This window comes from Saccharophagus degradans 2-40 (assembly GCF_000013665.1).
Taxonomy (GTDB): Bacteria; Pseudomonadota; Gammaproteobacteria; order Pseudomonadales; family Cellvibrionaceae; genus Saccharophagus; species Saccharophagus degradans.
In genome coordinates this window covers 937,163-958,615 of record NC_007912.1, presented here as the reverse complement: position 1 = coordinate 958,615, position 21,453 = coordinate 937,163, and the positions used below count along the sequence as shown (strand labels likewise).

The window sequence follows — 21,453 nt, the reverse complement described above, 5'->3', positions numbered from 1 at the left end:
CGCATTATTATTGGGTAAACCACGCTCGCTGCTTTATAAGCGGCATTAGGGCTGCGTCAAACCAGTCCGCAAACGGGGCCAATTGCGGGTATTTAACCAAGGTAGTGCGCACATATTCCACCACTAGGGGTAAATCTTTTAAATAGGCCGCTTTACCGTCGCGCAAATAAAGCCTCGAAAACACCCCCAACACCTTAATGTGACGCTGCAAGCCCATTAGGTCAAACCAGCTTAAAAATTTAGCCTGCGACACAGGCGGAATAAGCCCCGCATCTAATAATAAATTACCGTAGGCCAGCGCCCACTGCTCAACTTGGTCTGCAGGCCATTTGATATAACAATCTTTTAGCAAGCTAACTAAATCGTAAGTGATTGGGCCGAGCACAGCATCTTGAAAATCAATAAAGGCGGGCGCTTCGCAGCCACTAGGTGTTTGGGCGATAAGAATATTGCGCGAGTGAAAGTCGCGGTGCACAATTACCTGCGGCTGGCCTAAAGCGCTGTGCACTAAAGTATCAAATGCATCACCCACAATACCTTCATCGGCTTGCGTTAACGCATAACCAAGCATGCCTTCAACAAACCATTCGCGGAATACGTTCAACTCGGTACGCAACAGCTGCTCGGAATAGCTAACAAAAATATCGGTTTGCGCGGGGGCGGCCTGCATATGTAGCAACGCCATTAACACCTCACCGTATAACCCTTGCACCGTATCGGCGGTAAGCAAGGGTTGCAGTAACGCATCGCCAAAATCTTCGATCAATAAATAACCGCGCTCGTAGTCTGCCGCTAACACCTTAGGTACACGTACACCCTGCGCAGATAAGTAATTGGCTACTGCTACAAACTGTTTATTTTTCTCGGTTGCCGGCGGCGCAAATACCGCCAGCAGCGCTTGTGGTGCATTATTCAACCTAAAATAATGGCGAAAGCCTGCGTCGCCGGGCACCGGCACCAAGCTAACTGATTTATTTTTAAGCTGCTCGCCAAAATGTTCCGCTGCCTGTGTTTGTACCCACTGCAAAAGCGTGGGCAAATGTTCACTCACAATATTTTGAATTTCGTGTTGGCTCATGCCGTTCCTTAAAAGCTGTTTTTATTCGCCGCAATAAAACCTAGTACATTCAGTTTAGCCGATTGAATAAATACACTGCGCTAAAAACCATTATTTATCGCATTTTTCTAGGGTTGGTAAAGGGAATAACGCACATGACGGGTGCAATCAGTTCGCGGGCAGTTTAGAATCGTCGACTACAATTCACAGCTACTTATAGCGGCGCAATTATGCGCTCGTATCAATCCGCCATTTTTACTGTAATTAAGTTGTCGCACAAGTTCTGCGCCAACGCACGAGCCGAAGATTTTGACAAAACGCTATTTTTCACTGCTTGCAGTATGCTCCGCAATTGCAACAAGCACATTTGCTGATGATACCCCTACTAATAGTTTAAGTTTGGGCAAAACCTATTTGCGATGCTACCCGCAAGCCGACTCCAACCAGTGGGATTGCGCCGAATACTCCAGCGAAACCAATCTACCTATAGGCCGCAGCCAAATTCAGCAAGCGCCTAATGCCTACGACTTTGTTTCTGCAGAAAACCTTACCCCCGCCGCCCAGTCGGCTCTGTTGCCGGGCTGCACGGGTATGTACATAGACCCGCTGGGCGACCAAACCAATGCCCCTAGCCCCGAAAACACCCCTCTTATTGTAGAGGCCGACGACTCGGTGCTGACAGGCTCACAAAAAGCCCAGCTAGACGGCAACGTGCAAATCTCTCAAGGGGCGCGCTCTATTCGAGCGGACTCCATGACCTACAGCCGCGAAACAGAAGAAGCAAGCCTGGCCGGTGGCGTAACCATTCGCAACCCGGGCCTACTTATTCGTGGCGACAAGGCCAGCATGTCCACCACGCGCAACCAAGCGTCCTTCGAAAACGCCATATTTGTATTGCACGGCCAACATATTCGCGGCCAGGCTGATGCCATTCGACAAACAAGCGACAGCAGTATCGTGCTGGAAGGCGGCAGCATTACCAGTTGCGAACCGGGCAGTAACGCTTGGTCCCTAGGTGGTGCCGAGATAAAAATAGACAACGAAAAAGGCCAAGGCACCGGCAAACACATTACCCTTAAAGTGGGTAAGGTGCCGATCATGTATGTGCCTTACATCGCCTTTCCTCTGGGCGATCAGCGCCAGTCCGGCCTGTTATTTCCATCTATTAGCAGCAGCGACAACGGCGGGCTAGATGCGGCGGTGCCTTTCTATTGGAATATGGCCCCCAATTACGACGCCACCATCACGCCGCGCATTATTTCTGGCCGCGGCGCTATGCTAGAAGTAGAAGGCCGCCATTTAAATAAAAGCTTCTATACCGAATCGAATATTGCCTATTTGCCCAACGATGACGGCGGGCAAGATAAAGACTTAGACACGCTGGTGTCCAACGGCGACATTACCGAGAGCCAAGCACACCCCTACACGGGCCAAAACCGCTGGCTCGGCCACCTCAGCCAGCAGGGCGGCAGCGCCAGTAATGGCGGCTGGTATTCAACCATCGACTTCACCAAAGTTAGCGATCAAGATTACTTTCGCGATTTGGGTGCCTCGTCGTTTAGCGAGCAGAATCAATCCTACTTAGATCAGCGCGCCGAGCTCGGCTACCTGTTCGAACACTGGACAGTAAGCGCCATGGCGCAAAACCGCCAAGTGCTGCTGTACGATCTCGATACCCCCTACCGCAGAGCGCCGCAGCTTAACGCTATTGGCCACTACTCGGTGAATGGGTTTGAATTTAAACTCGATAACGAGCTGGTAAGGTTTGATCACCCCTCAAACGAATGGCGCAATGGCGACACCTTAATAACGGGTAGTCGGTTAAGTACCGATTACCGCGCAGCTTGGCCAATACGCGGCCGCTGGGGTTTTATCAAACCAGAAGTGGGCTACAAGGCGTTAGGGTACCAGCTCGAGTCAGACGGCTTAGCCAGCAGTGCAGAAAGCAGCCCAACCCTAGGGGCGGCGCAGGCCAGCATAGATATGTCGGTAATATTTGAGCACCGCGGTGGCAGCATTATGCAGACCATCGAACCGCGTGTTTATTACCTGCATCGCGCCTATACCGATCACAGCGATCTGTACGCCGTAACCGCAGACGGTCAAAATGTGAATTTTGATACCTCTATACGCACCTTTTCGTATAGCCAGCTATTCCGCGATAGCCGCTTTGGCGGGCGCGACAGACTAGACGATGCCAACCAAACTACCGTGGGTTTAACCTCGCGCTGGTACAGCAACAACAGTGGCCGCGAATTGTTTAGCGCCAGTATTGGTCAGGTGTTCCACAACGCCGACCGCCGCGTAGGCTTAAATGGCGAAGAGCTAAACACAGGTCAAACCTCTGAGCTGGCAGCCGATGTATCGGTAATGCTTGGCCCGCTCTCGCGCTTTTACGTCAACTCTATATACGACACCGAAGCGGCAGAAATCACCCGCGCAAGCTCTGGGGTGTATTACCATTCCCAAGACTTAAGTACACTGGCCAACCTGTCGTACTCTTACGTGCGCGACTACCGCCAATCGTCGATAGCCGCAGGCACCACCGAGGCCACAGATATAGACCAAGTAGACCTGTCGTTCGTTACCCCCATTAACAAACAGTGGAGTTTAATGGGCCGGTATAACTACGACTTTACCCAAGCACAGGAACTCGAGACCTTTTTAGGGTTCGAATATAACGATTGCTGCTATCGTGTGCGCCTCTTGGCGCGAAAGTGGCTGGACAGTAATATAGCGTCCCTAACAGACAATCACGACCTAGAACACGACCAAGGCGTATTCTTTGAAGTGCATTTCAAAGGCTTAGGCGGCTCTGGCGCCAAGGTTAACAGTATTTTAGAAGACAGTATTCGCGGGTATCAGGAGCGGGAACGTCGCAACAAACAGTGAGTAACATGCAAATAATTAAAACAACTATCGCCACATTTACAGCCATCGCCTTTACCGGTGCCGCCAGCTTTACCTCTGCCGAGGTGGTGCCGCTAGATCGCGTGGTCGCGGTGGTAGACAACCGCGCTATCACTCAAACCGAGCTAGATAGCCGCGTGCAAGATGTGCAAGTGCGCAGCCAAGCAGCGGGCATGCGCCTGCCTGAGGCCGATATCCTCAACAAACAAATTATCGACCAGCTTATCTCCGAAACCCTACAGCTCGAAATGGCAGATCGCTACGGCGTGCAGGTTTCCGACCAAGAAGTAAACGCTTCTATCGGCAATATTATCCAAAATGCACAAATGACCGAGCAGCAGTTTGTACAACAACTGGCTTCCGAGGGCGTGAGTATTAATGAATTCCGCGCCAGCATTCGCCGCCAGCTCACCATGCGCTCTATTACAGAAGGCTTAGTAAGCCGTCGTATTCGTATTTCCGAGCAGGAAGTCGATAACTTCTTAAAATCTGCCGACGCGCAATTTTGGGTGTCGCCCGACTACCACCTAGGCCACATCTTGGTTGCACTACCCTCTTCTCCAAGCAGTGAAGCCATTGTAGAAGCAGAAGAAAAAGCCAACGCCTTATACGAAAAACTCAAAGCCGGTGCCAACTTCGCAGAAGTAGCCATTGCCGAGTCAAACGGCCCATCTGCACTGCAAGGCGGCGATTTGGGCTGGCGTAAATCTGCCGAACTACCCACCTTATTTGCCGAGCTTTTACCTTCGCTAAATAACGGCGACGTAACTAAGCCCACGCGTAGCCAAGCGGGTTTTCATATTATTAAGTTGTACGAAAGCCGCGGCGGCCAAAAGCAAATAGTTAATCAAACCCGCGCGCGCCACATATTGGTTAAAACATCAGAAATATTAAACGACGCTAAAGCAGAAGCTAAATTGAAGGATATCCGTCAGCAAATTCTAGACGGCGCCGATTTCGCAGAGCTGGCCAAAACCCACTCCGAAGATATTGGCTCGCGCATGTCTGGCGGTGACCTAGGTTGGGCAACACCCGGCACTTTCGTACCCGCGTTCGAAAAGACCATGGCCGAAACCAAAGAAGGCGAAATTAGCCAGCCGTTCAAAAGCCGCTTTGGCTGGCACATTATGAAAGTAGAAGAACGCCGCGAAGAAGACATGACCCAAGAAGCGCTGCGTCAAAAAGCACGCAACATGATTATGAGCCGTCGCTTTGAAGACGAAACTCAAATCTGGTTACAGGAATTGCGCGACGAAGCATTTATCGACATTAAGATTTAAGGCGAACACTTTGTCTCACCCCGCCATTATTGCACTCACTCCCGGCGAACCCGCCGGGATAGGCCCAGACCTTACGGTTATGGCTGCCCAACAAGCCCGCGATTACCCCCTAGTAGCCCTGTGCGACCCACAATTACTTAAAGACAGAGCCAAATTACTAGGCCTGCCACTAACAGTAAGCACTTACATACAAGGCAGCGCAGTTACCACTAGCGCACAACATATATCTGTAATGCCCATCCCCCTTGGCGCGCCGTGCGAAGCCGGCACACTAGATAGCACCAACGCAGCCTACGTAATAGAAACCCTAAAGCAAGCCACCGAAGGCTGCTTAAGCGGCGAGTTTGCTGCCGTTGTAACAGGGCCTGTGCAGAAAAGCGTGATTAACGAAGCGGGTATTAACTTCTCTGGCCACACCGAGTATTTTGCCGATAACAGCAACACACCTCGCGTAGTAATGATGCTGGCAACCGAGGGCTTGAGGGTAGCGTTAGCAACTACGCACTTACCCCTAAAAGATGTGTCCGCAGCCATTACCACCGCAAGCCTTACCGAAACCCTGAATATATTACTGGCCGATTTACAGCTAAAGTTTGGCCTTAGCCAGCCGCGAGTACTGGTGTGCGGGCTTAACCCCCACGCGGGCGAAGGCGGGCATTTGGGCATGGAAGAAATAGATACTATTATTCCGGTACTAGAGCAGTTTCGCGCACGCGGCCACAACCTAGTTGGCCCGCTACCGGCAGATACCCTATTCAACCCCAAATACTTAAGTGATGCCGACGCCGTACTGGCCATGTACCACGACCAAGGCTTACCCGTGCTTAAATACAAAGGGTTTGGCAACGCGGTAAATATTACCCTTGGGCTTCCGTTTATACGTACATCGGTAGATCACGGCACAGCGCTAGACCTAGCGGGCACAGGCAAAGCCAACATAGGCAGCCTACAGGTAGCCTTGGGCTACGCTCAAAACCTTGCGATGCAGCAGGCATCCATTAACGAAATTGCCGGATAACCCATGAAGAACAAAAACACCGACCCAATGCAGGGCCACCGCGCCCGCAAACGGTTTGGGCAAAACTTTTTAGAAGATCAAGGCATTATCAACGCCATTGTGCGCTCGATAGGCCCTAAAGCGTCCGACAACCTAGTTGAAATTGGCCCGGGTAAAGGCGCCATTACCGCGCAACTTATCGAGTCGTGCCCCAGTATGCAGGTGGTGGAGCTAGACCGCGACTTGATCCCTATTTTGCTTGCCCAATTTGCCATTTATAACGATTTTCGCATTCATCAAACCGATGCACTTAAATTCGATTTCGGCCAACTCGCAACCCCAGAGCGGCCCCTGCGCGTTGTGGGCAACCTGCCCTACAACATTTCCACCCCGCTTATTTTTCACTTGCTTAGCTTTGGCGAACTCATAGCCGATATGCACTTTATGCTGCAAAAAGAAGTGGTGTTGCGCCTAGCGGCAGGCCCAGGGGATAAAAACTACGGGCGCTTAAGCGTAATGACCCAGTACGTATGCCAAGTAGAAAACCTATTTGAAGTGCCGCCAGAATGCTTTAACCCAAGGCCCAAGGTAGACTCGGCCATAGTGCGCCTTACGCCTTACCGCACCCAGCCGTTTGTAGCGGCCCACCCAGATAAACTCGCCAAGCTGGTAAAAACAGCTTTTGCCCAGCGCCGCAAAACACTGCGCAACAACCTTAAAAATTTAGACGAAGAGCTAGATTTAGAAGCGTTAGATATAGACCTAACCCGTCGCGCAGAGAGTTTATCCCTCGAAGAATATGTTAATCTAAGCAACACCCTTTGGCCCTAGAGCAACTATGCCACACGCAATAAATATAGAAGTAAAAACCAAATACCTTAGCGAACAGTCCCGCCCAGCGGAAAATAAATACGTGTTCGCCTACACCATTACAATTACCAACCAAGGCGACCAACCCGCACAGCTCGTTGGCCGCTACTGGCGCATAGTGGATGCAAACAGCCAAATACAAGAAGTACAGGGGATAGGCGTGGTAGGTGAACAACCGCACCTCGCACCGAGCGAAAGCTATACCTACACCAGCGGCGCGGTATTGCAAACACCTACCGGCACAATGGAAGGCCACTACGAAATGCAGGGGGAAGGCGGCGAAACCTTTAACGCAACCATTCCCGCCTTTGCATTAGTGAAGCCCTCTTTATTACACTAGGCACTCTTCACCATTAGGAATTCATTGTGGCTACCTACGCTGTTGGCGATATACAGGGTTGTTATCGCGCATTAAAACTCTTACTGAAAAAAGTAAAATTTAATGCAGATAACGACCACCTCTGGGTAGCCGGCGATTTGGTTAATCGCGGCCCAGAGAGCCTAAAAAGCCTGCGCTATATTAAAAAACTTGGCCCCAGCGCCACCTTAGTGCTTGGCAACCACGACCTACACCTTTTAGCTCACGCATACGGCGTGCGCACGCTTAACCCCAAAGATACCCTCGCCCCCATACTCACCGCCAAAGACAGCGACGAACTGTTAGAGTGGCTGCAAGCGCAACCTTTATTGCACTACGATGCCGAATTCGACGCCGTACTAGTGCACGCCGGTATTCCGCCTATTTGGAGTATCGAAAACGCGCTGAATTACGCTTTAGAAGTAGAGCAAGCACTTAGCACCACCCAAACGGCAGCGGCATTTTTTGTAGATATGTACGGCAACCAGCCCGATGTGTGGCAGCCATCGCTAGAAGGTACAGCGCGCCTGCGCCTAATTACTAACTACCTTACGCGCATGCGCTTTTGCAGCCCAACCGGCAAGCTAGAACTGCAAACTAAAAACGCCCCCAGCCTTCCACCAACAGGTTTTGCGCCTTGGTACACCCACAAACACAACAAGTGGGGCAACACCAAAATATTATTTGGCCACTGGGCGGCATTAATGGGAGAAACACGCAGCAAACAATTTATAGGGCTAGATACCGGCTGCGTATGGGGCGGCGCCCTTACTATGATGCGCCTTGAGGATGGTCAATTTTTTGCGGTAGATTGCCCTTGTTAACAAACCCTAACCGCTAGCAGTTAAACACTAGCAACTAGCGATTAGTAACTCGCTCCAAACTAGCCTTCGTAGCCCTGTGGGTTCGAAGACTGCCAGCGCCAGGTGTCTTCCACCATGCGCTCAATACCAAACTCTGCTTTCCAGCCCAGTTCCGATGCCGCCAACGCAGGGTCGGCGTAACACTCAGCTATATCGCCAGGCCGACGGGGTTTTAATTCGTAAGGTACTTTCTTACCGCTCGCTTTTTCAAACGCTTCAACCACTTGTAATACGCTGTAACCCTGACCAGTACCAAGGTTATAGGTGTAGGCTGCAGGCTCGCTTTTCTCTAGCTTTTGCAGGGCTTTAACATGGCCCTTGGCTAGGTCTACTACGTGAATGTAATCGCGCACGCCGGTGCCATCTACCGTATCGTAATCGCTGCCAAATACGCCTAACTTAGGCAATTTACCCACGGCTACCTGCGCCACATAAGGCAATAGGTTGTTAGGTATACCCTGCGGGTCTTCGCCAATTGTGCCACTTATGTGTGCACCAATTGGGTTAAAGTAGCGCAGCAAACTTATGCGCCAATTGCTGTTGGGTATTTTGCATACGTCGCGCAATATTTCTTCTACGATCAACTTACTGCGGCCGTATGGGTTGGTAGCACCTGTGGGAAAGCTCTCTAAAATAGGCACGCTTGCGGGGTCGCCATATACGGTGGCCGACGAGCTAAACAACAAATTGTGTACGCTGTGCTCATCCATCACTTCGCACAAGGTTACCGTGCCGCCCACGTTATTGCGGTAATACTCTAGTGGCATCTCGCAGGATTCACCCACAGCCTTCAAACCCGCAAAGTGAATAACAGACGACACCTTATAGCTAGCGAATACGTCGCTTAGCGCCGCTTTATCGCAAATATCTACTTTGTGAAACGGTATGGTTTTACCCACTATTTTTTCTACACGCTTCAAAGACTCAGATTTAGAGTTGCGCAGGTTATCCACAACCACTACATCGAAGCCCGCTTCAATTAATTCTATGCATGTGTGGCTGCCAATATAGCCCGCGCCACCCGTCACTAAAACTGTCATAAACCCTGCCCTTAATTTGGCTGTTCATTAAGGCGCGAATTATCACATAAATAGATTACAAAGTAACGGCAGTTACACATTTACCTAAATTTACCCAGCGAGTGGCGCATTTTTTGAATGATCATTCATGGCGCCGCGATTGCGACAAAATTACGACACAAATTTTTACATTCGACGCTGAATTAAAACCCAAGACAAGAATCTAACGACTATGCTTAAAGTAACTACTTCTTTATGTATTAGCCGAAAATTAAAAAAGGCACGTATATATAAATAACCGCACACTCATAGCAGCGTAACAAGTTCGATTAGGAGGCTGACAATGACAATCTTTAGTCATTTCCAAGAACGATACGAAACCACGCAAGAAGAAGAAATGAGCATCCAAGAGTATTTGGATCTCTGCAAAACTGACCCTTCTGTTTATGCATCCGCCGCCGAACGCATACTCGAAGCCATCGGCGAGCCAGAGCTGGTGGATACCGCCAGCGACCCAAGGCTTAGTCGCATTTTTTCTAACAAAGTAATCAAGCGCTACAAGTCCTTCGAAGACTTCTACGGCATGGAAGAAGCCATAGAACAAATTGTGAGCTACTTCAAACACGCCGCCCAAGGCCTCGAAGAAAACAAACAAATCTTGTACTTGCTTGGCCCCGTTGGTGGCGGTAAATCGTCGCTGGCAGAAAAATTAAAATCGCTTATCGAAAAGCGCCCTATCTATTATCTAAAAGGTTCACCTGTGTTTGAATCGCCCCTAGGGCTGTTCGACCCAGAAGAAGACGGTACCATTCTTAAAGAAGATTACGGCATACCCAACCGCTACGTAAAAACCATTATGTCGCCTTGGGCGGCCAAGCGCCTGCACGAGTTCGGCGGCGATATCAGCAAATTCCGCGTTGTTAAAAAGCACCCATCGGTGCTCGATCAAATTGCCGTTTCCAAAACCGAGCCCGGCGACGAAAACAACCAAGACATTTCATCTTTGGTGGGCAAGGTAGACATACGTAAACTCGAAGATTACCCACAAAACGACCCCGATGCCTACAGCTTTTCTGGTGGCCTGTGCCGCTCCAACCAAGGCATTATGGAATTTGTGGAGATGTTCAAGGCCCCCATTAAAGTACTGCACCCACTGTTAACCGCCACCCAAGAGGGCAACTTCAACAGTACCGAAGGGTTAGGCGCTATTCCTTTCGACGGCGTAATTTTGGCTCACTCTAACGAAGCCGAATGGCAAACCTTTAAAAACAACAAAAACAACGAGGCATTTATCGATAGGGTATACATTGTTAAAGTACCCTACTGTTTGCGCGTTTCTGAAGAAATACACATTTACGAAAAACTACTGCAAAACAGCTCGCTCAACCGTGCGCCTTGTGCACCCGACACACTCTCAATGCTGGCGCAATTTGCGGTGCTATCGCGCATTAAAGAGCCAGAGAACTCCAGCATTTATTCCAAAATGCGCATCTACGACGGTCAAAATTTAAAAGATACCGACCCCAAAGCCAAATCGCTGCAAGAGTATCGCGATGCCGCGGGTGTTGATGAAGGCATGAATGGTTTATCCACACGCTTTGCTTTTAAAATTCTATCGAAGGTATTCAATTTCGACACCACCGAAATTGCAGCCAACCCCGTTCACTTGCTGTATGTAATAGAGCAACAAATTGAACAGGAGCAATACCAAGAAGAAGTGCGCGACCGCTACTTGCGCTTTATTAAAGAATTCTTAGCACCGCGCTATGTAGAATTTATTGGTAAAGAAATTCAAACCGCTTACTTGGAATCCTATGCGGAATACGGCCAAAACATTTTTGACCGTTACGTTACCTATGCCGATTTCTGGATACAAGACCAAGAGTACCGCGACCCAGAAACAGGCGAACTATTTAATCGTGCTTCGCTAAACGAAGAGCTAGAAAAAATAGAAAAGCCTGCAGGTATTAGTAACCCGAAAGATTTCCGTAACGAAATTGTTAATTTTGTACTGCGAGCACGCGCCAACAACGCGGGCAAAAACCCCATGTGGAGCAGCTACGAAAAACTGCGTTCGGTTATCGAGAAAAAAATGTTCTCCAACACCGAAGACTTACTACCTGTTATTTCTTTCAACACTAAATCGTCTAAAGAAGATAAAAAGAAACATCAGGATTTCGTAGCGCGCATGGTAGAGCGCGGCTACACAGAGAAGCAAGTGCGCTTGTTATCTGAGTGGTATTTACGTGTAAGAAAATCTCAATAGCGATTAAACCGTCGCTCACGCCCCGCAGCAATGCGGGGATGTGTTTACGTTATTCCAGCGAGGTGAAGCTTGAGCTACATAATAGATAGACGACTCAACTCCAAAAAGAAGAGCACAGTAAATCGCCAACGTTTTTTACGACGCTATAAACAGCACATCAAAAAAGCTGTTTCCGACGCGATAGATAAACGCTCGATTCAAGATATGGATCGCGGCGAAAAAATTGGCATTCCTTCCAAAGACATCAGCGAACCCGTATTTCACCACGACTCCGGCGGCGTCGACACACGCGTATTACCCGGCAACGATCAATTTCATTCAGGCGATAGAATTCAACGCCCACCATCGGGCCAAGGCGGTGGCGGCTCTGGCAAAGGCGCCAGCGATAGCGGCGAAGGGATGGATGAATTTGTATTCCAAATTACCCAGGAAGAGTTCCTCAACTTTATGTTCGAGGATTTAGCCCTGCCCAATTTAGTCAAACGCCAACTTGCAGGCATAGAAGAGTTCGAAATGCGACGCGCGGGGTTTAGCAACGAAGGCTCGCCAGGCAAAATAAACGTGGTGCGCTCGCTGCGCTCAGCCAACTCTAGGCGCATTGCGCTTACAAGCAAAAAGCGCAAACAACTTAAAGAGCTAGAAGCGCGTATTGCCCAACTGCAAGCCGAGCCCATAGCCGACTCTGCCACAGAACTTGAAGAGCTAGAAGCCGAGGCCGCCAAGCTGCGCGCAAAAATAAAACGCGTGCCGTGGTTAGACACCTTCGACTTAAAATACAACCTGCATGTTAAGCACCCTATTCCGCATTCGCGCGCAGTAATGTTCTGTTTAATGGATGTATCCGGCTCGATGGACCAAGCCACAAAAGACGTGGCAAAGCGGTTCTTCTTGCTGCTTTTTTTATTTTTACAGCGCAACTACGAAAAAATAGAAGTGGTATTTATTCGTCACCACACCAGTGCCAAAGAAGTTAACGAAGAGGAGTTTTTCTATAGCCGCGAAACCGGCGGTACCATTGTATCTAGCGCCTTACACTTAATGGATGAAATTATTCGCGAGCGCTACCCACCCAATCAGTGGAATATTTATGGCGCACAGGCATCCGACGGCGATAACTGGAACGACGATTCCACCACCTGCTACAAGGTGCTTACCGAAAATATTATGCCCAAGGTGCAATACTTTTCGTATATAGAAATCACCCCGCGGGATCATCAAGCCCTGTGGGCTGCCTACGAAAGTGTGCTGCGCGACTTCCCCAAAAGTTTTGCAATGCGCCAACTAGAGGGGGCAGATGAGATCTACCCCGTTTTCAGAGACTTATTCCAGAAGCAGGTCGCATGAAAAAAAATACGCCAATCTCAACAGGGTCAGAATGGAATTTTGACCTTATAGAAAAGTACGATGCCGCCATTGGCGAAATAGCCAGAGAATACGGCTTAGATACCTACCCTAACCAAATTGAGATAATAAGCTCAGAACAAATGATGGATGCCTACTCGTCTGTAGGCATGCCCATCGGCTATAGCCACTGGTCTTATGGCAAGCAATTTTTAGGGGTAGAGCAATCTTACCGCCGCGGTCAAATGGGCTTAGCTTACGAAATTGTTATTAACTCAAGCCCCTGTATTGCTTACCTTATGGAAGAGAATACCATCACCATGCAAGCGCTGGTGATCGCCCACGCCTGCTACGGCCACAACTCGTTTTTTAAGGGTAACTACTTATTTAAAACATGGACCGATGCTGAATCGATTATCGATTACTTGGTATTTGCCAAAAACTATATAGCCAAATGCGAAGAGCGCCATGGCCTCACCGCCGTAGAATCTATTTTAGATTCTTGCCACGCGCTTATGAATTACGGCGTAGATAGATACAAACGCCCACACCCTATATCTCATTACGAAGAAGAAGCGCGTCAAAAAGAGCGCGAGGAATATTTGCAAAAACAAATCAACGACCTCTGGCGCACGATCCCCGGTGCAGAGCAAACGGCCTCTAAAGCTAAAAAGGCAACCTTCCCAAGCGAGCCACAAGAGAACTTACTGTACTTTATAGAAAAGAACGCACCACTGTTAGAGCCCTGGCAGCGCGAAGTAGTACGCATTGTGCGAAAAATTGCCCAGTATTTTTACCCACAACGGCAAACCCAAGTAATGAACGAGGGCTGGGCCTGTTTTTGGCATCACTTCTTATTAAACCAGCTATACGACCGCGGCAAGGTAACCGACGGTTTTATGATGGAATTTATGCAATCTCACGCGGGGGTAATTTATCAACCACCCTACAACAGCCAGTATTACAGCGGCATAAACCCTTACACCCTCGGCTTTCACATGATGACCGATATACGCCGTATATGTGAAAACCCCACCGCCGAAGATAAAGAATGGTTCCCAGATATTGCCGGTAGCGATTGGAACAAAACCCTCGATTTTGCCATGCGCAACTTTAAAGACGAGAGTTTTATTCAGCAATTTTTATCGCCAAAACTTATGCGCGACTTAAAGCTATTTTGTATTCTAGATGACGACACCCAAAAAGAAATTGAAGTGAATGCCATTCACGACGACAGAGGCTATCGCATTGTGCGCGATGCACTGGCAGCACAATATAACTTAGGCAATCGCGAACCGAACATACAAGTAGTTAACGTAGATGTGCGCGGCGATAGATCGCTCACTTTGCATCACACCCGTCACAACCGCAAACCACTAAACGAGCCTAGCGCAAAAGAAGTGCTTAAACATATTCACCAGTTGTGGGGGTTTGATGTGCATTTGCTATCGGTAGAAGGCGGCGCAACTAAACAGGAGTTCCACTGCCCAGAACCGCCCCCCATAGTGGAGCCAGCGCAACCAAGCGGCAACTCTATTATCGTATAACACACATTTTTTTGCTTTCAACAAATGGCGGTGTGCAAGCACCGCCCACTAAAGCCTCAAATTAAACTCTTTAGATTCAGCTAATGCCTGTAAGATATTATTAATGGTGTGCTGGTCTTCGTTAGCAATTTTAGTGGTTAACAAGTCTATATCTGCGCCGGTGTTATCCGAGCGAATAAGGCAATAATCTACCACCCCCTTAAACCGTATTTTGTGAGGTCGCTCGTTAAAGCTTAGGCCAAACTCTACATTCATAATCGTATTCATAGGCACAGCCTGCAAAAATAACAACCCAAACCCTTTATCAAACACCGAGGTTATTACGGCATTGTGGATTTTTTTGTCTGCCATAAATAAGCGACAGCGCCAGTGCACCATAAATCGATTCCCACCTTTGCGCTGTACTACCGCACCCGAAATACCCGACAATCCAGTCATAAAATTCACCGCACAATTTACATCTGTTAAGTCTAGGCCAATACAGACCATTCAGATGTAGACTACGCCGCCATATTCACGAGTAATCCAAAATTTTAGCCTGCTCGTATAATGGCACCGTAGATACTTTAATATCCTTAGATCAATTTAACCTAAAGCGGCTCTTATTTTGCGAATACTACTCTGGCTTAGCAACAACCTCAGGCTCAGCGACAACCCCGCACTACACGCAGCAGTGGACAGTGCCGACGCTAACGGCGAGGTGCTTCCTGCTTACATAAAAGATACAGCCAACCCTTGGCCCATACAGGGTGCAGCAGCTTGGTGGCTTCACCACAGTCTTGCGGCATTTACAAACAGTATAAAAAATAAGGGGGGCGTGTTATCACTATTTGAGGGCGACCCGGCAACACTGGTACCAGAGCTAATTAGCCAAAACAAAATAGATGCCGTATACCTAAGTCAGGGCTTCGAGCCCTACGAAGTGCAACTGCAGGCTAATATCCATAAGTGGTGCAAACAACACAACATAGAATGCAAACGCTTTGCCGGCCACTTACTGCTTAACCCAGACACCCATTTAAATAAGCAGGGCAAACCGTTTCAAGTATTTACCCCTTATTACAAAGCCGCATTGGCTACACACACCATACCGCGCGCCAAACCAATACCCAGCAATTTAGCGAAAGTGTGGGCAGCAAAAAAATTACCCAAAAGCGTTGCACTAAATAAGCTTAAGCTACTACCCAACTTAAACTGGGCAGATCAATTTAATAGCCAATGGCAACCGGGCGAAGAAGGCGCGCACAAAAATTTACGCGAAGCGATAGAAGATAAAATTGCGAGTTACACACGCGATCGTGATTTTCCCGCTGTAGACGGCACCTCGCTGCTTTCTGCACACTTACGCTTTGGCGAAATTAGCCCGCGTCAAATTTGGCAGCAAGTTGCAACCCAAATGGATGGCGAACAGTGCGCACCATTTTTAAGGCAGCTAATGTGGCGCGATTTCAGCTACGCATTGCTCCACCACTGGCCCCACATACCTCAGCAGGCCTTCAAACAACAATTTGAAAAGTTTCCGTGGCAAAAAGCCAGCAATAAAAATGTAGCCAAACAATTGCACGCGTGGCAAACCGGCACAACCGGCTACCCAATAGTCGATGCCGGCATGCGCCAACTGTGGCAAACAGGTTGGATGCACAACCGCGTACGTATGATAGTCGCCTCATTTTTAACAAAGCATTTGCGTATTCACTGGCATGAAGGCGCAAAATGGTTTTGGGATACCCTGGTAGATGCCGACCTCGCCAACAACACAGCAGGCTGGCAATGGGTAGCAGGTTGCGGGGCCGATGCCGCGCCCTACTTCCGAATATTTAACCCCGTATTACAGGGCGAAAAATTTGATAAGCAAGGCGAATACATTAAAACCTGGGTGCCCGAATTAGCCGCATTACCGGCAAAGTTTATTCACGCCCCCTGGCTTGCCCCCCAAGATATTTTGCAAACAGCGGGTATTTCACTTGGCAATAACAGTACCTACCCGCTGCCAATAGTCGACCACAAATATGCTAGGGAAGCTGCACTGGCTGCTTACCAACAGCTAAAAGGCGATTAATTTGTTTTACTACAACACGCAATGCACCTTGGTAAATAGCCAACGAGAATAAAATAATAATGCAGCCAATAAATTCTAATTGGGTAACTGTCTCATTATTAAATAACATACCAATGGTTAGCGCCATCATAGGGGTCATTAAGGTAATTAGCGAAACAGAACTCATAGAGCATTTTTTTAGCACATAGAAAAAAAGTGTGCCGCCAATTGCCGACCCTGCCACCGCCAAATAACTCACCCCCACAATAGATTTAACATCTATTGCCGCAGGAATATTCACCCCTGTTACCACCCAACTTAAAATAAAAAATGGGGTAGATAACAACAACGTACCCGTGGATTGCCGCAATGGCTCTACCGCCGCACCACTGGCCTTCAACCACACCGAGCTTAAACCAAATAAAAATGTAGAGCCCAGCATGCCCATAATGCCGTAAATGGCATCACTGCCTAACGCTAGGTGCTCATAGTGAATAACGCCCAAGCCCGTAACCGCCAATGCCAACGCAACAATGCGCGGCGGCGTAAACACCCACTCTTTTAAAATAAAATACGTAAATAAACCTGCAGTAAACGGGTACAAACCTAATATTACGGCCATTAACCCCGAGGGAATAAATTGCGCAGACCAATAAACCAAAAGCATATTGGGGTATAAACCTATAGCACCGGCAAAAAAGGCTTTCCAATCGGAGCGCTGCTGCACTAAGCGCTCGCGCATAACCACAAGCGCCAGCCAACAAATAGCTAACGCTAAACACATACGCAGCGCCACCGCTGCCGCAAAGCTTAATGTACTGTTGCTCCAATTTATCCCTAGCGGCGTAGTCGCCCAAATTAAAACCACGCACGCGTATGCCAATGCAACGCGCATTATCCTACCCTCATCTCTACTACCCTCTTAAAAAATAAAACCTACATGCCATAAACGAAAAAGGCCGCAGGTTTTACGCTGCGGCCTCTCAAATTCGATTAATACTTTTCGACTATGAACTAGGCCAACAGCAAGCGCACGCGCGTACCGCACACAAAAGTTTGCGCGCAATATGCCAAGCCTTGACCATAGCCTTAAATTTCATTTTGTTGTTCCAATAGAAATCGATGAAAAGTTGCTTTAGAGTGTGCGTTAATATTCTTAATACGTCAACATACAAAATGCAGATATTTTTAGTCGGTGGCGCGGTACGCGACACACTATTACAACTTGAAGTAAAAGAGCGCGACTGGGTGGTGGTAGGTGCAACCCCAGAGCAACTTATTGCACAAAATTTTGTGCCAGTGGGTAAAGACTTTCCTGTTTTTTTACACCCTAAAACCAAAGAAGAATACGCCCTTGCCCGCACCGAAAGAAAATCGGGTGCTGGCTATACCGGTTTCGAGTGTTACGCAGCACAGGATGTAACCCTCGAAGAAGACCTTATTCGGCGCGACCTTACCATTAACGCCATAGCGCAAGATGAGCAAGGCAACCTTTACGACCCCTACAACGGCCAAGCCGATTTAAATAATAGGATACTGCGCCACGTATCCGACGCGTTTACCGAAGACCCAGTACGCATTTTACGTATTGCTCGCTTTGCTGCCCGCTACCATAAGCTGGGCTTTAGCATTGCCCCCACTACACTTATGTTAATGAAAAGCATGGTTGCCGATGGCGAAGTCGACCACTTGGTGCCAGAGCGCGTATGGAAAGAAATGAGCCGTGCGCTAGAAGAAGACAACCCAGAAATATTTTTTCAGGTACTTCGCCACTGCGGCGCATTAGCGCGGGTACTCCCCGAGTTAGACCGACTATTTGGCGTACCGCAACCTCCGCAGCACCACCCAGAAATAGATACCGGCGTACACGCTTTACTTAGCTTGCGCGCTGCTGTGCGGGTGACACAATCGCTCCCCGCACGCTTTGCAGCATTAGTGCACGACCTAGGCAAAGGCGTAACGCCCAAAGAAAAATGGCCCAGCCACCACGGCCACGAAACCACGGGCTTGGCCCCAATAAAAGCACTGTGCAAACGTTTAGCGGTACCCAACCCCTGCAGAGATTTAGCACTGCTTACTGCGGAGTTTCACACCCACAGCCACCGCGCGTTTGAACTGCGCCCCGATACGCTGCTAAAAACCCTAGAGCGGTTAGATGCACTGCGTAAGCCCGAACGCTTTGAAGAATTTTTAATTGCCTGCATGTGCGATAGCCGCGGCCGCACCGACTTAGAAAATGTTGCCTACCCGCAGCGCGAATACCTTGCTGGTGCATTTACTTGCATAAGTAACGTTACCGCCAAAGATGTGCTGGCCCAGCAGCCAGATTTACGCGGCCCAGAAATTGGCGAGCAGTTGCGCGCATTAAGAACCAAAGCATTAACCGCATACAAAAAGGCCCACGCACAATGAGCACACAACCACCCGTTGCGTTAATAACTGGCGGCGCCCGTCGTATTGGCGCCACTATAGCAACCACACTGCACAACGCTGGGTTTAATATAGTGTTGCATTACAACCGCTCAGCCAGCGAAGCCGAGCAACTAGCAGCGCATTTAAATAGCCTGCGCGCCGATTCTGTAATTTGCTTACAGGCGCAATTAAACCATACACCAAGCGTAAACAAACTTGCCGAAGCCGCACTTTCTAAATGGCAACGCTGCGATGCGCTTATCAACAACGCCTCTAGCTTTTACCCAACGCCAGTAAGCACAGCAACCGAACAACACTGGGACGATTTATTTGCCAGCAACGCCAAGGCGCCCTTTTTTTTAGCTCAAGCATTAGCACCACAATTAAAAGCGACCCAAGGCTCTATTATTAACATTGCCGATATTCACGCGTATAGGCCACTGGCCCAGCACACAATTTACTGCATGGCCAAAGCCGCCAACATAATGCTTACCCAATCGCTCGCCTGTGAGCTTGCACCAGAAGTAAGAGTAAACGGCATAGCCCCCGGCGCCATAATGTGGCCCGAAGATAAAAACGGCAACGAAATAGAAAACCCCACCCGCCTAGCCACCATCCCCGCCAAAAAAATAGGCGGCCCCCAAGCAATAGCCGACGCAGTATTGTTTTTGATAGAAAAAGCAGGCTATACAACGGGGGAAATTTTGAAAGTGGACGGAGGAGGCAGTTTAGTTTAGAGAGAGCTAACAGCAATCAGTTAACAGGCTACAGCAAGAGCCAAATCCCACTCCAATCTGCTGTAAGCTGCCCCCTGTAAACTGTAAGCTATCCCCTAAGGCATCGCCTTTATAAACGCACTCATATTTTTATGAGACGAAACCACCCAGTCGGGGCGGCCTTGGCCGGTGCCGGCGTCTTGTAGTTTGGGGTGTTTTTCTACAATTTGACGGATGTTTTCATCCTGTACTTTTTTCATGTCAATCAGCAGCACATGGTAACCCTGCTGCACAAGAGATTCGAACCGGCGAAACTGTATGTTTGAAACTTGAATCCCAAACAAGCCACCTTCCCAAGTACAAAAGCACGCAACAACAATAGAAAGAAATATAAACGGCAGCCAGGTTTCCAGCGAGCTTGCGCCAGAGTAATACCCCACGCCTATAATAATGGCTGCTACCCCCAAGCCAATTACACCACCCACCAAGCCAGAATGAATAATGTCTCGTCGGCTTAGCGAATCCACTTCATCTACCTTGTGTGCATTGCTCTGGTTGTGGTCGCTAAGCACGCGCAGCTGTGCGGGGTCTATACCGGCCTCCAGTAGTTCTTGCTCTACTGCGTTTAGGTCGTCTAGGTCATCACTAATAAAGTAGTGGCGAATCATGCTTGCCTCCAATGCTGGGTGCTTGATGAAGAGCGCTTGAATAAAGCACATATACATCCAAATTATAGACCCAAACCTAGGCACCCAGATCCCTCTGGGCTAGACGAATTGCTGATAAATATTGCATGCATTAGCACCAAAAGCGCTACCGCAATATAAAAAGGCGAGCGCTATGGGGTTACTTGATAATCAGCAAGCCACAGCTTTTGTTTTTGTTGGTTATACGCAGCCCACAATTGCTTGTAGCTTGCACCTAAAACAGGGTGCAAAACGTGCGGGGCTAATTCGGCAAGGGGGCGCAATACAAAGGCGTTGTGCAGTATTTCTGCGCGAGGCAGCTGCACGCCATCTATATCGCCGGTGAGGTTATCGTAGGTAAGAATATCTATATCTAAGGTACGCGCGCTAAATTTAGGGGATTGCCTATCGCGACCGTTAGCGTTTTCAATATCGCGCAGCGTTTTGCTTAAATCGCCAACGCATAAAGAAGTGTTTATGGCCACCACAAGGTTATAAAAATCTTCGCCACTAAAGCCAACCGCTTCGCTCTCGTACACCTTAGAACATTCAATATTGCCAAAAGCGTTGCGCAACGCTTCTATTCCGCGACCAATGTGCATTTTTCTATCTATGTTACTGCCAATACTTAGATAAACGTTTGCCACCCTATTTGGCCCCCCGCTCAATACGGATACCCACATTTTTAGCGCCGCGCAATGCGCCGGGTTTACTTAAACTTAAACGCAACCAAGGCACATTAAATTCCGATTGGATAATGCCCGCAATTTGTTCGGCCAGCGATTCCACCAATAAAAATTCAGAGTTACCCACAAAGCTAATTAAGCGTTTGGCCACAGCTTTGTAATTGAGTGCATATTGAATGTCATCTGTTTCGGCTGCGCGAGAAATGTCGTGAGCCATTTCAATATCGAGGCTTACGGTTTGCTTTACCTCTCGCTCCCAATCATAAATACCTATGATGGTTTCGATTTTTAAATCATTTATATAAACAATATCCATTACTGGTCCAACTAGCAGTGACTTAATAGCCCGCTATCTTAACCAAGTGATAAGCCCCACGCACCTTTTGATTCGCCAAGCGATACCAGCA

General features: G+C 48.6%; 19 protein-coding genes. 12 read left to right on the top strand and 7 right to left on the bottom strand.

What is annotated here, in order from left to right; all coding sequences use genetic code 11:
* Nucleotides 1-7: 7 nt before the first annotated feature.
* Complete coding sequence (locus SDE_RS03940) at nt 8-1,078, bottom strand: aminoglycoside phosphotransferase family protein (RefSeq protein WP_011467224.1); 1,071 nt, start codon at nt 1,076-1,078, stop codon at nt 8-10.
* A gap of 288 nt (nt 1,079-1,366) precedes the next feature.
* Between SDE_RS03940 and SDE_RS03935 the strand changes: the two genes are divergently transcribed.
* Genes SDE_RS03935 through SDE_RS03910 form a run of 6 tightly spaced genes read left to right on the top strand, consistent with a single transcriptional unit; the run spans nt 1,367 to nt 8,296 of the window.
* Nucleotides 1,367-3,949 (top strand): LPS-assembly protein LptD, encoded by a 2,583-nt coding sequence (locus tag SDE_RS03935; protein ID WP_011467223.1) that lies wholly within the window; start codon nt 1,367-1,369, stop codon nt 3,947-3,949.
* A 5-nt stretch (nt 3,950-3,954) separates the two neighbouring features.
* Nucleotides 3,955-5,247: a peptidylprolyl isomerase gene (locus SDE_RS03930; protein WP_011467222.1), complete on the top strand. Its 1,293-nt coding sequence runs from the start codon at nt 3,955-3,957 to the stop codon at nt 5,245-5,247.
* A gap of 10 nt (nt 5,248-5,257) precedes the next feature.
* On the top strand, nt 5,258-6,265 hold the full coding sequence (gene pdxA, locus SDE_RS03925) for a 4-hydroxythreonine-4-phosphate dehydrogenase PdxA (RefSeq protein WP_011467221.1): 1,008 nt from the start codon (nt 5,258-5,260) through the stop codon (nt 6,263-6,265).
* Between the two features lie 3 nt (nt 6,266-6,268).
* Nucleotides 6,269-7,075 (top strand): 16S rRNA (adenine(1518)-N(6)/adenine(1519)-N(6))-dimethyltransferase RsmA, encoded by an 807-nt coding sequence (rsmA, locus tag SDE_RS03920; protein ID WP_011467220.1) that lies wholly within the window; start codon nt 6,269-6,271, stop codon nt 7,073-7,075.
* Nucleotides 7,076-7,082: 7 nt separating this feature from the next.
* Nucleotides 7,083-7,454, top strand: coding sequence for a Co2+/Mg2+ efflux protein ApaG (gene apaG / locus SDE_RS03915; RefSeq protein WP_011467219.1), 372 nt, complete (start codon nt 7,083-7,085; stop codon nt 7,452-7,454).
* Between the two features lie 26 nt (nt 7,455-7,480).
* Nucleotides 7,481-8,296 carry a symmetrical bis(5'-nucleosyl)-tetraphosphatase gene (locus SDE_RS03910; protein ID WP_011467218.1) on the top strand — a complete coding sequence of 272 codons (816 nt, stop codon included), beginning with the start codon at nt 7,481-7,483 and terminating at the stop codon, nt 8,294-8,296.
* A gap of 59 nt (nt 8,297-8,355) precedes the next feature.
* Here SDE_RS03910 and galE read toward each other — a convergent pair whose 3' ends face one another.
* Nucleotides 8,356-9,375: a UDP-glucose 4-epimerase GalE gene (gene galE / locus SDE_RS03905; RefSeq protein WP_011467217.1), complete on the bottom strand. Its 1,020-nt coding sequence runs from the start codon at nt 9,373-9,375 to the stop codon at nt 8,356-8,358.
* Between the two features lie 322 nt (nt 9,376-9,697).
* On the opposite strand from galE, the gene SDE_RS03900 reads away from it, so the two are divergent.
* From SDE_RS03900 to SDE_RS03890, 3 genes are all read left to right on the top strand, one after another.
* Nucleotides 9,698-11,620, top strand: coding sequence for a PrkA family serine protein kinase (locus tag SDE_RS03900; protein WP_011467216.1), 1,923 nt, complete (start codon nt 9,698-9,700; stop codon nt 11,618-11,620).
* Nucleotides 11,621-11,689: 69 nt separating this feature from the next.
* Nucleotides 11,690-12,964, top strand: a complete 1,275-nt coding sequence (locus SDE_RS03895; protein WP_011467215.1) for a YeaH/YhbH family protein — start codon at nt 11,690-11,692, stop codon at nt 12,962-12,964.
* Entirely contained in the window at nt 12,961-14,508 is a 1,548-nt protein-coding gene (locus SDE_RS03890; protein WP_011467214.1) for a SpoVR family protein, read from the top strand. The genes SDE_RS03895 and SDE_RS03890 overlap by 4 nt, the downstream gene beginning before the upstream one ends.
* Before the next feature lie 48 nt (nt 14,509-14,556).
* Here the strand turns inward: SDE_RS03890 and SDE_RS03885 are convergent, their stop codons facing one another.
* Nucleotides 14,557-14,946: a hypothetical protein gene (locus SDE_RS03885; protein ID WP_143710844.1), complete on the bottom strand. Its 390-nt coding sequence runs from the start codon at nt 14,944-14,946 to the stop codon at nt 14,557-14,559.
* Between the two features lie 169 nt (nt 14,947-15,115).
* Between SDE_RS03885 and SDE_RS03880 the strand changes: the two genes are divergently transcribed.
* A complete protein-coding gene (locus SDE_RS03880) occupies nt 15,116-16,567 on the top strand; it encodes a cryptochrome/photolyase family protein (protein WP_011467212.1) in 1,452 nt (483 codons plus the stop codon).
* On the opposite strand, the gene SDE_RS03875 is transcribed toward SDE_RS03880, so the two are convergent.
* A complete protein-coding gene (locus SDE_RS03875; protein ID WP_011467211.1) occupies nt 16,521-17,441 on the bottom strand; it encodes a DMT family transporter in 921 nt (306 codons plus the stop codon). The genes SDE_RS03880 and SDE_RS03875 overlap by 47 nt on opposite strands.
* Nucleotides 17,442-17,722: 281 nt before the next feature.
* Here SDE_RS03875 and SDE_RS03870 point away from each other — a divergent pair, with 281 nt between their 5' ends.
* A complete protein-coding gene (locus SDE_RS03870) occupies nt 17,723-18,958 on the top strand; it encodes a multifunctional CCA addition/repair protein (RefSeq protein ID WP_041324173.1) in 1,236 nt (411 codons plus the stop codon).
* Nucleotides 18,955-19,695, top strand: coding sequence for a pteridine reductase (locus SDE_RS03865; protein WP_011467209.1), 741 nt, complete (start codon nt 18,955-18,957; stop codon nt 19,693-19,695). Before SDE_RS03870 ends, SDE_RS03865 begins: the two co-directional genes overlap by 4 nt.
* 95 nt (nt 19,696-19,790) lie before the next feature.
* Here SDE_RS03865 and SDE_RS03860 read toward each other — a convergent pair whose 3' ends face one another.
* From SDE_RS03860 to folB, 3 genes are all read right to left on the bottom strand, one after another.
* Nucleotides 19,791-20,342, bottom strand: a complete 552-nt coding sequence (locus tag SDE_RS03860) for a hypothetical protein (RefSeq protein ID WP_041324169.1) — start codon at nt 20,340-20,342, stop codon at nt 19,791-19,793.
* A gap of 170 nt (nt 20,343-20,512) precedes the next feature.
* Entirely contained in the window at nt 20,513-21,007 is a 495-nt protein-coding gene (gene folK / locus SDE_RS03855) for a 2-amino-4-hydroxy-6-hydroxymethyldihydropteridine diphosphokinase (RefSeq protein ID WP_011467207.1), read from the bottom strand.
* A 1-nt stretch (nt 21,008) separates the two neighbouring features.
* Nucleotides 21,009-21,362, bottom strand: a complete 354-nt coding sequence (folB, locus tag SDE_RS03850; RefSeq protein ID WP_011467206.1) for a dihydroneopterin aldolase — start codon at nt 21,360-21,362, stop codon at nt 21,009-21,011.
* Nucleotides 21,363-21,453 lie beyond the last annotated feature (91 nt).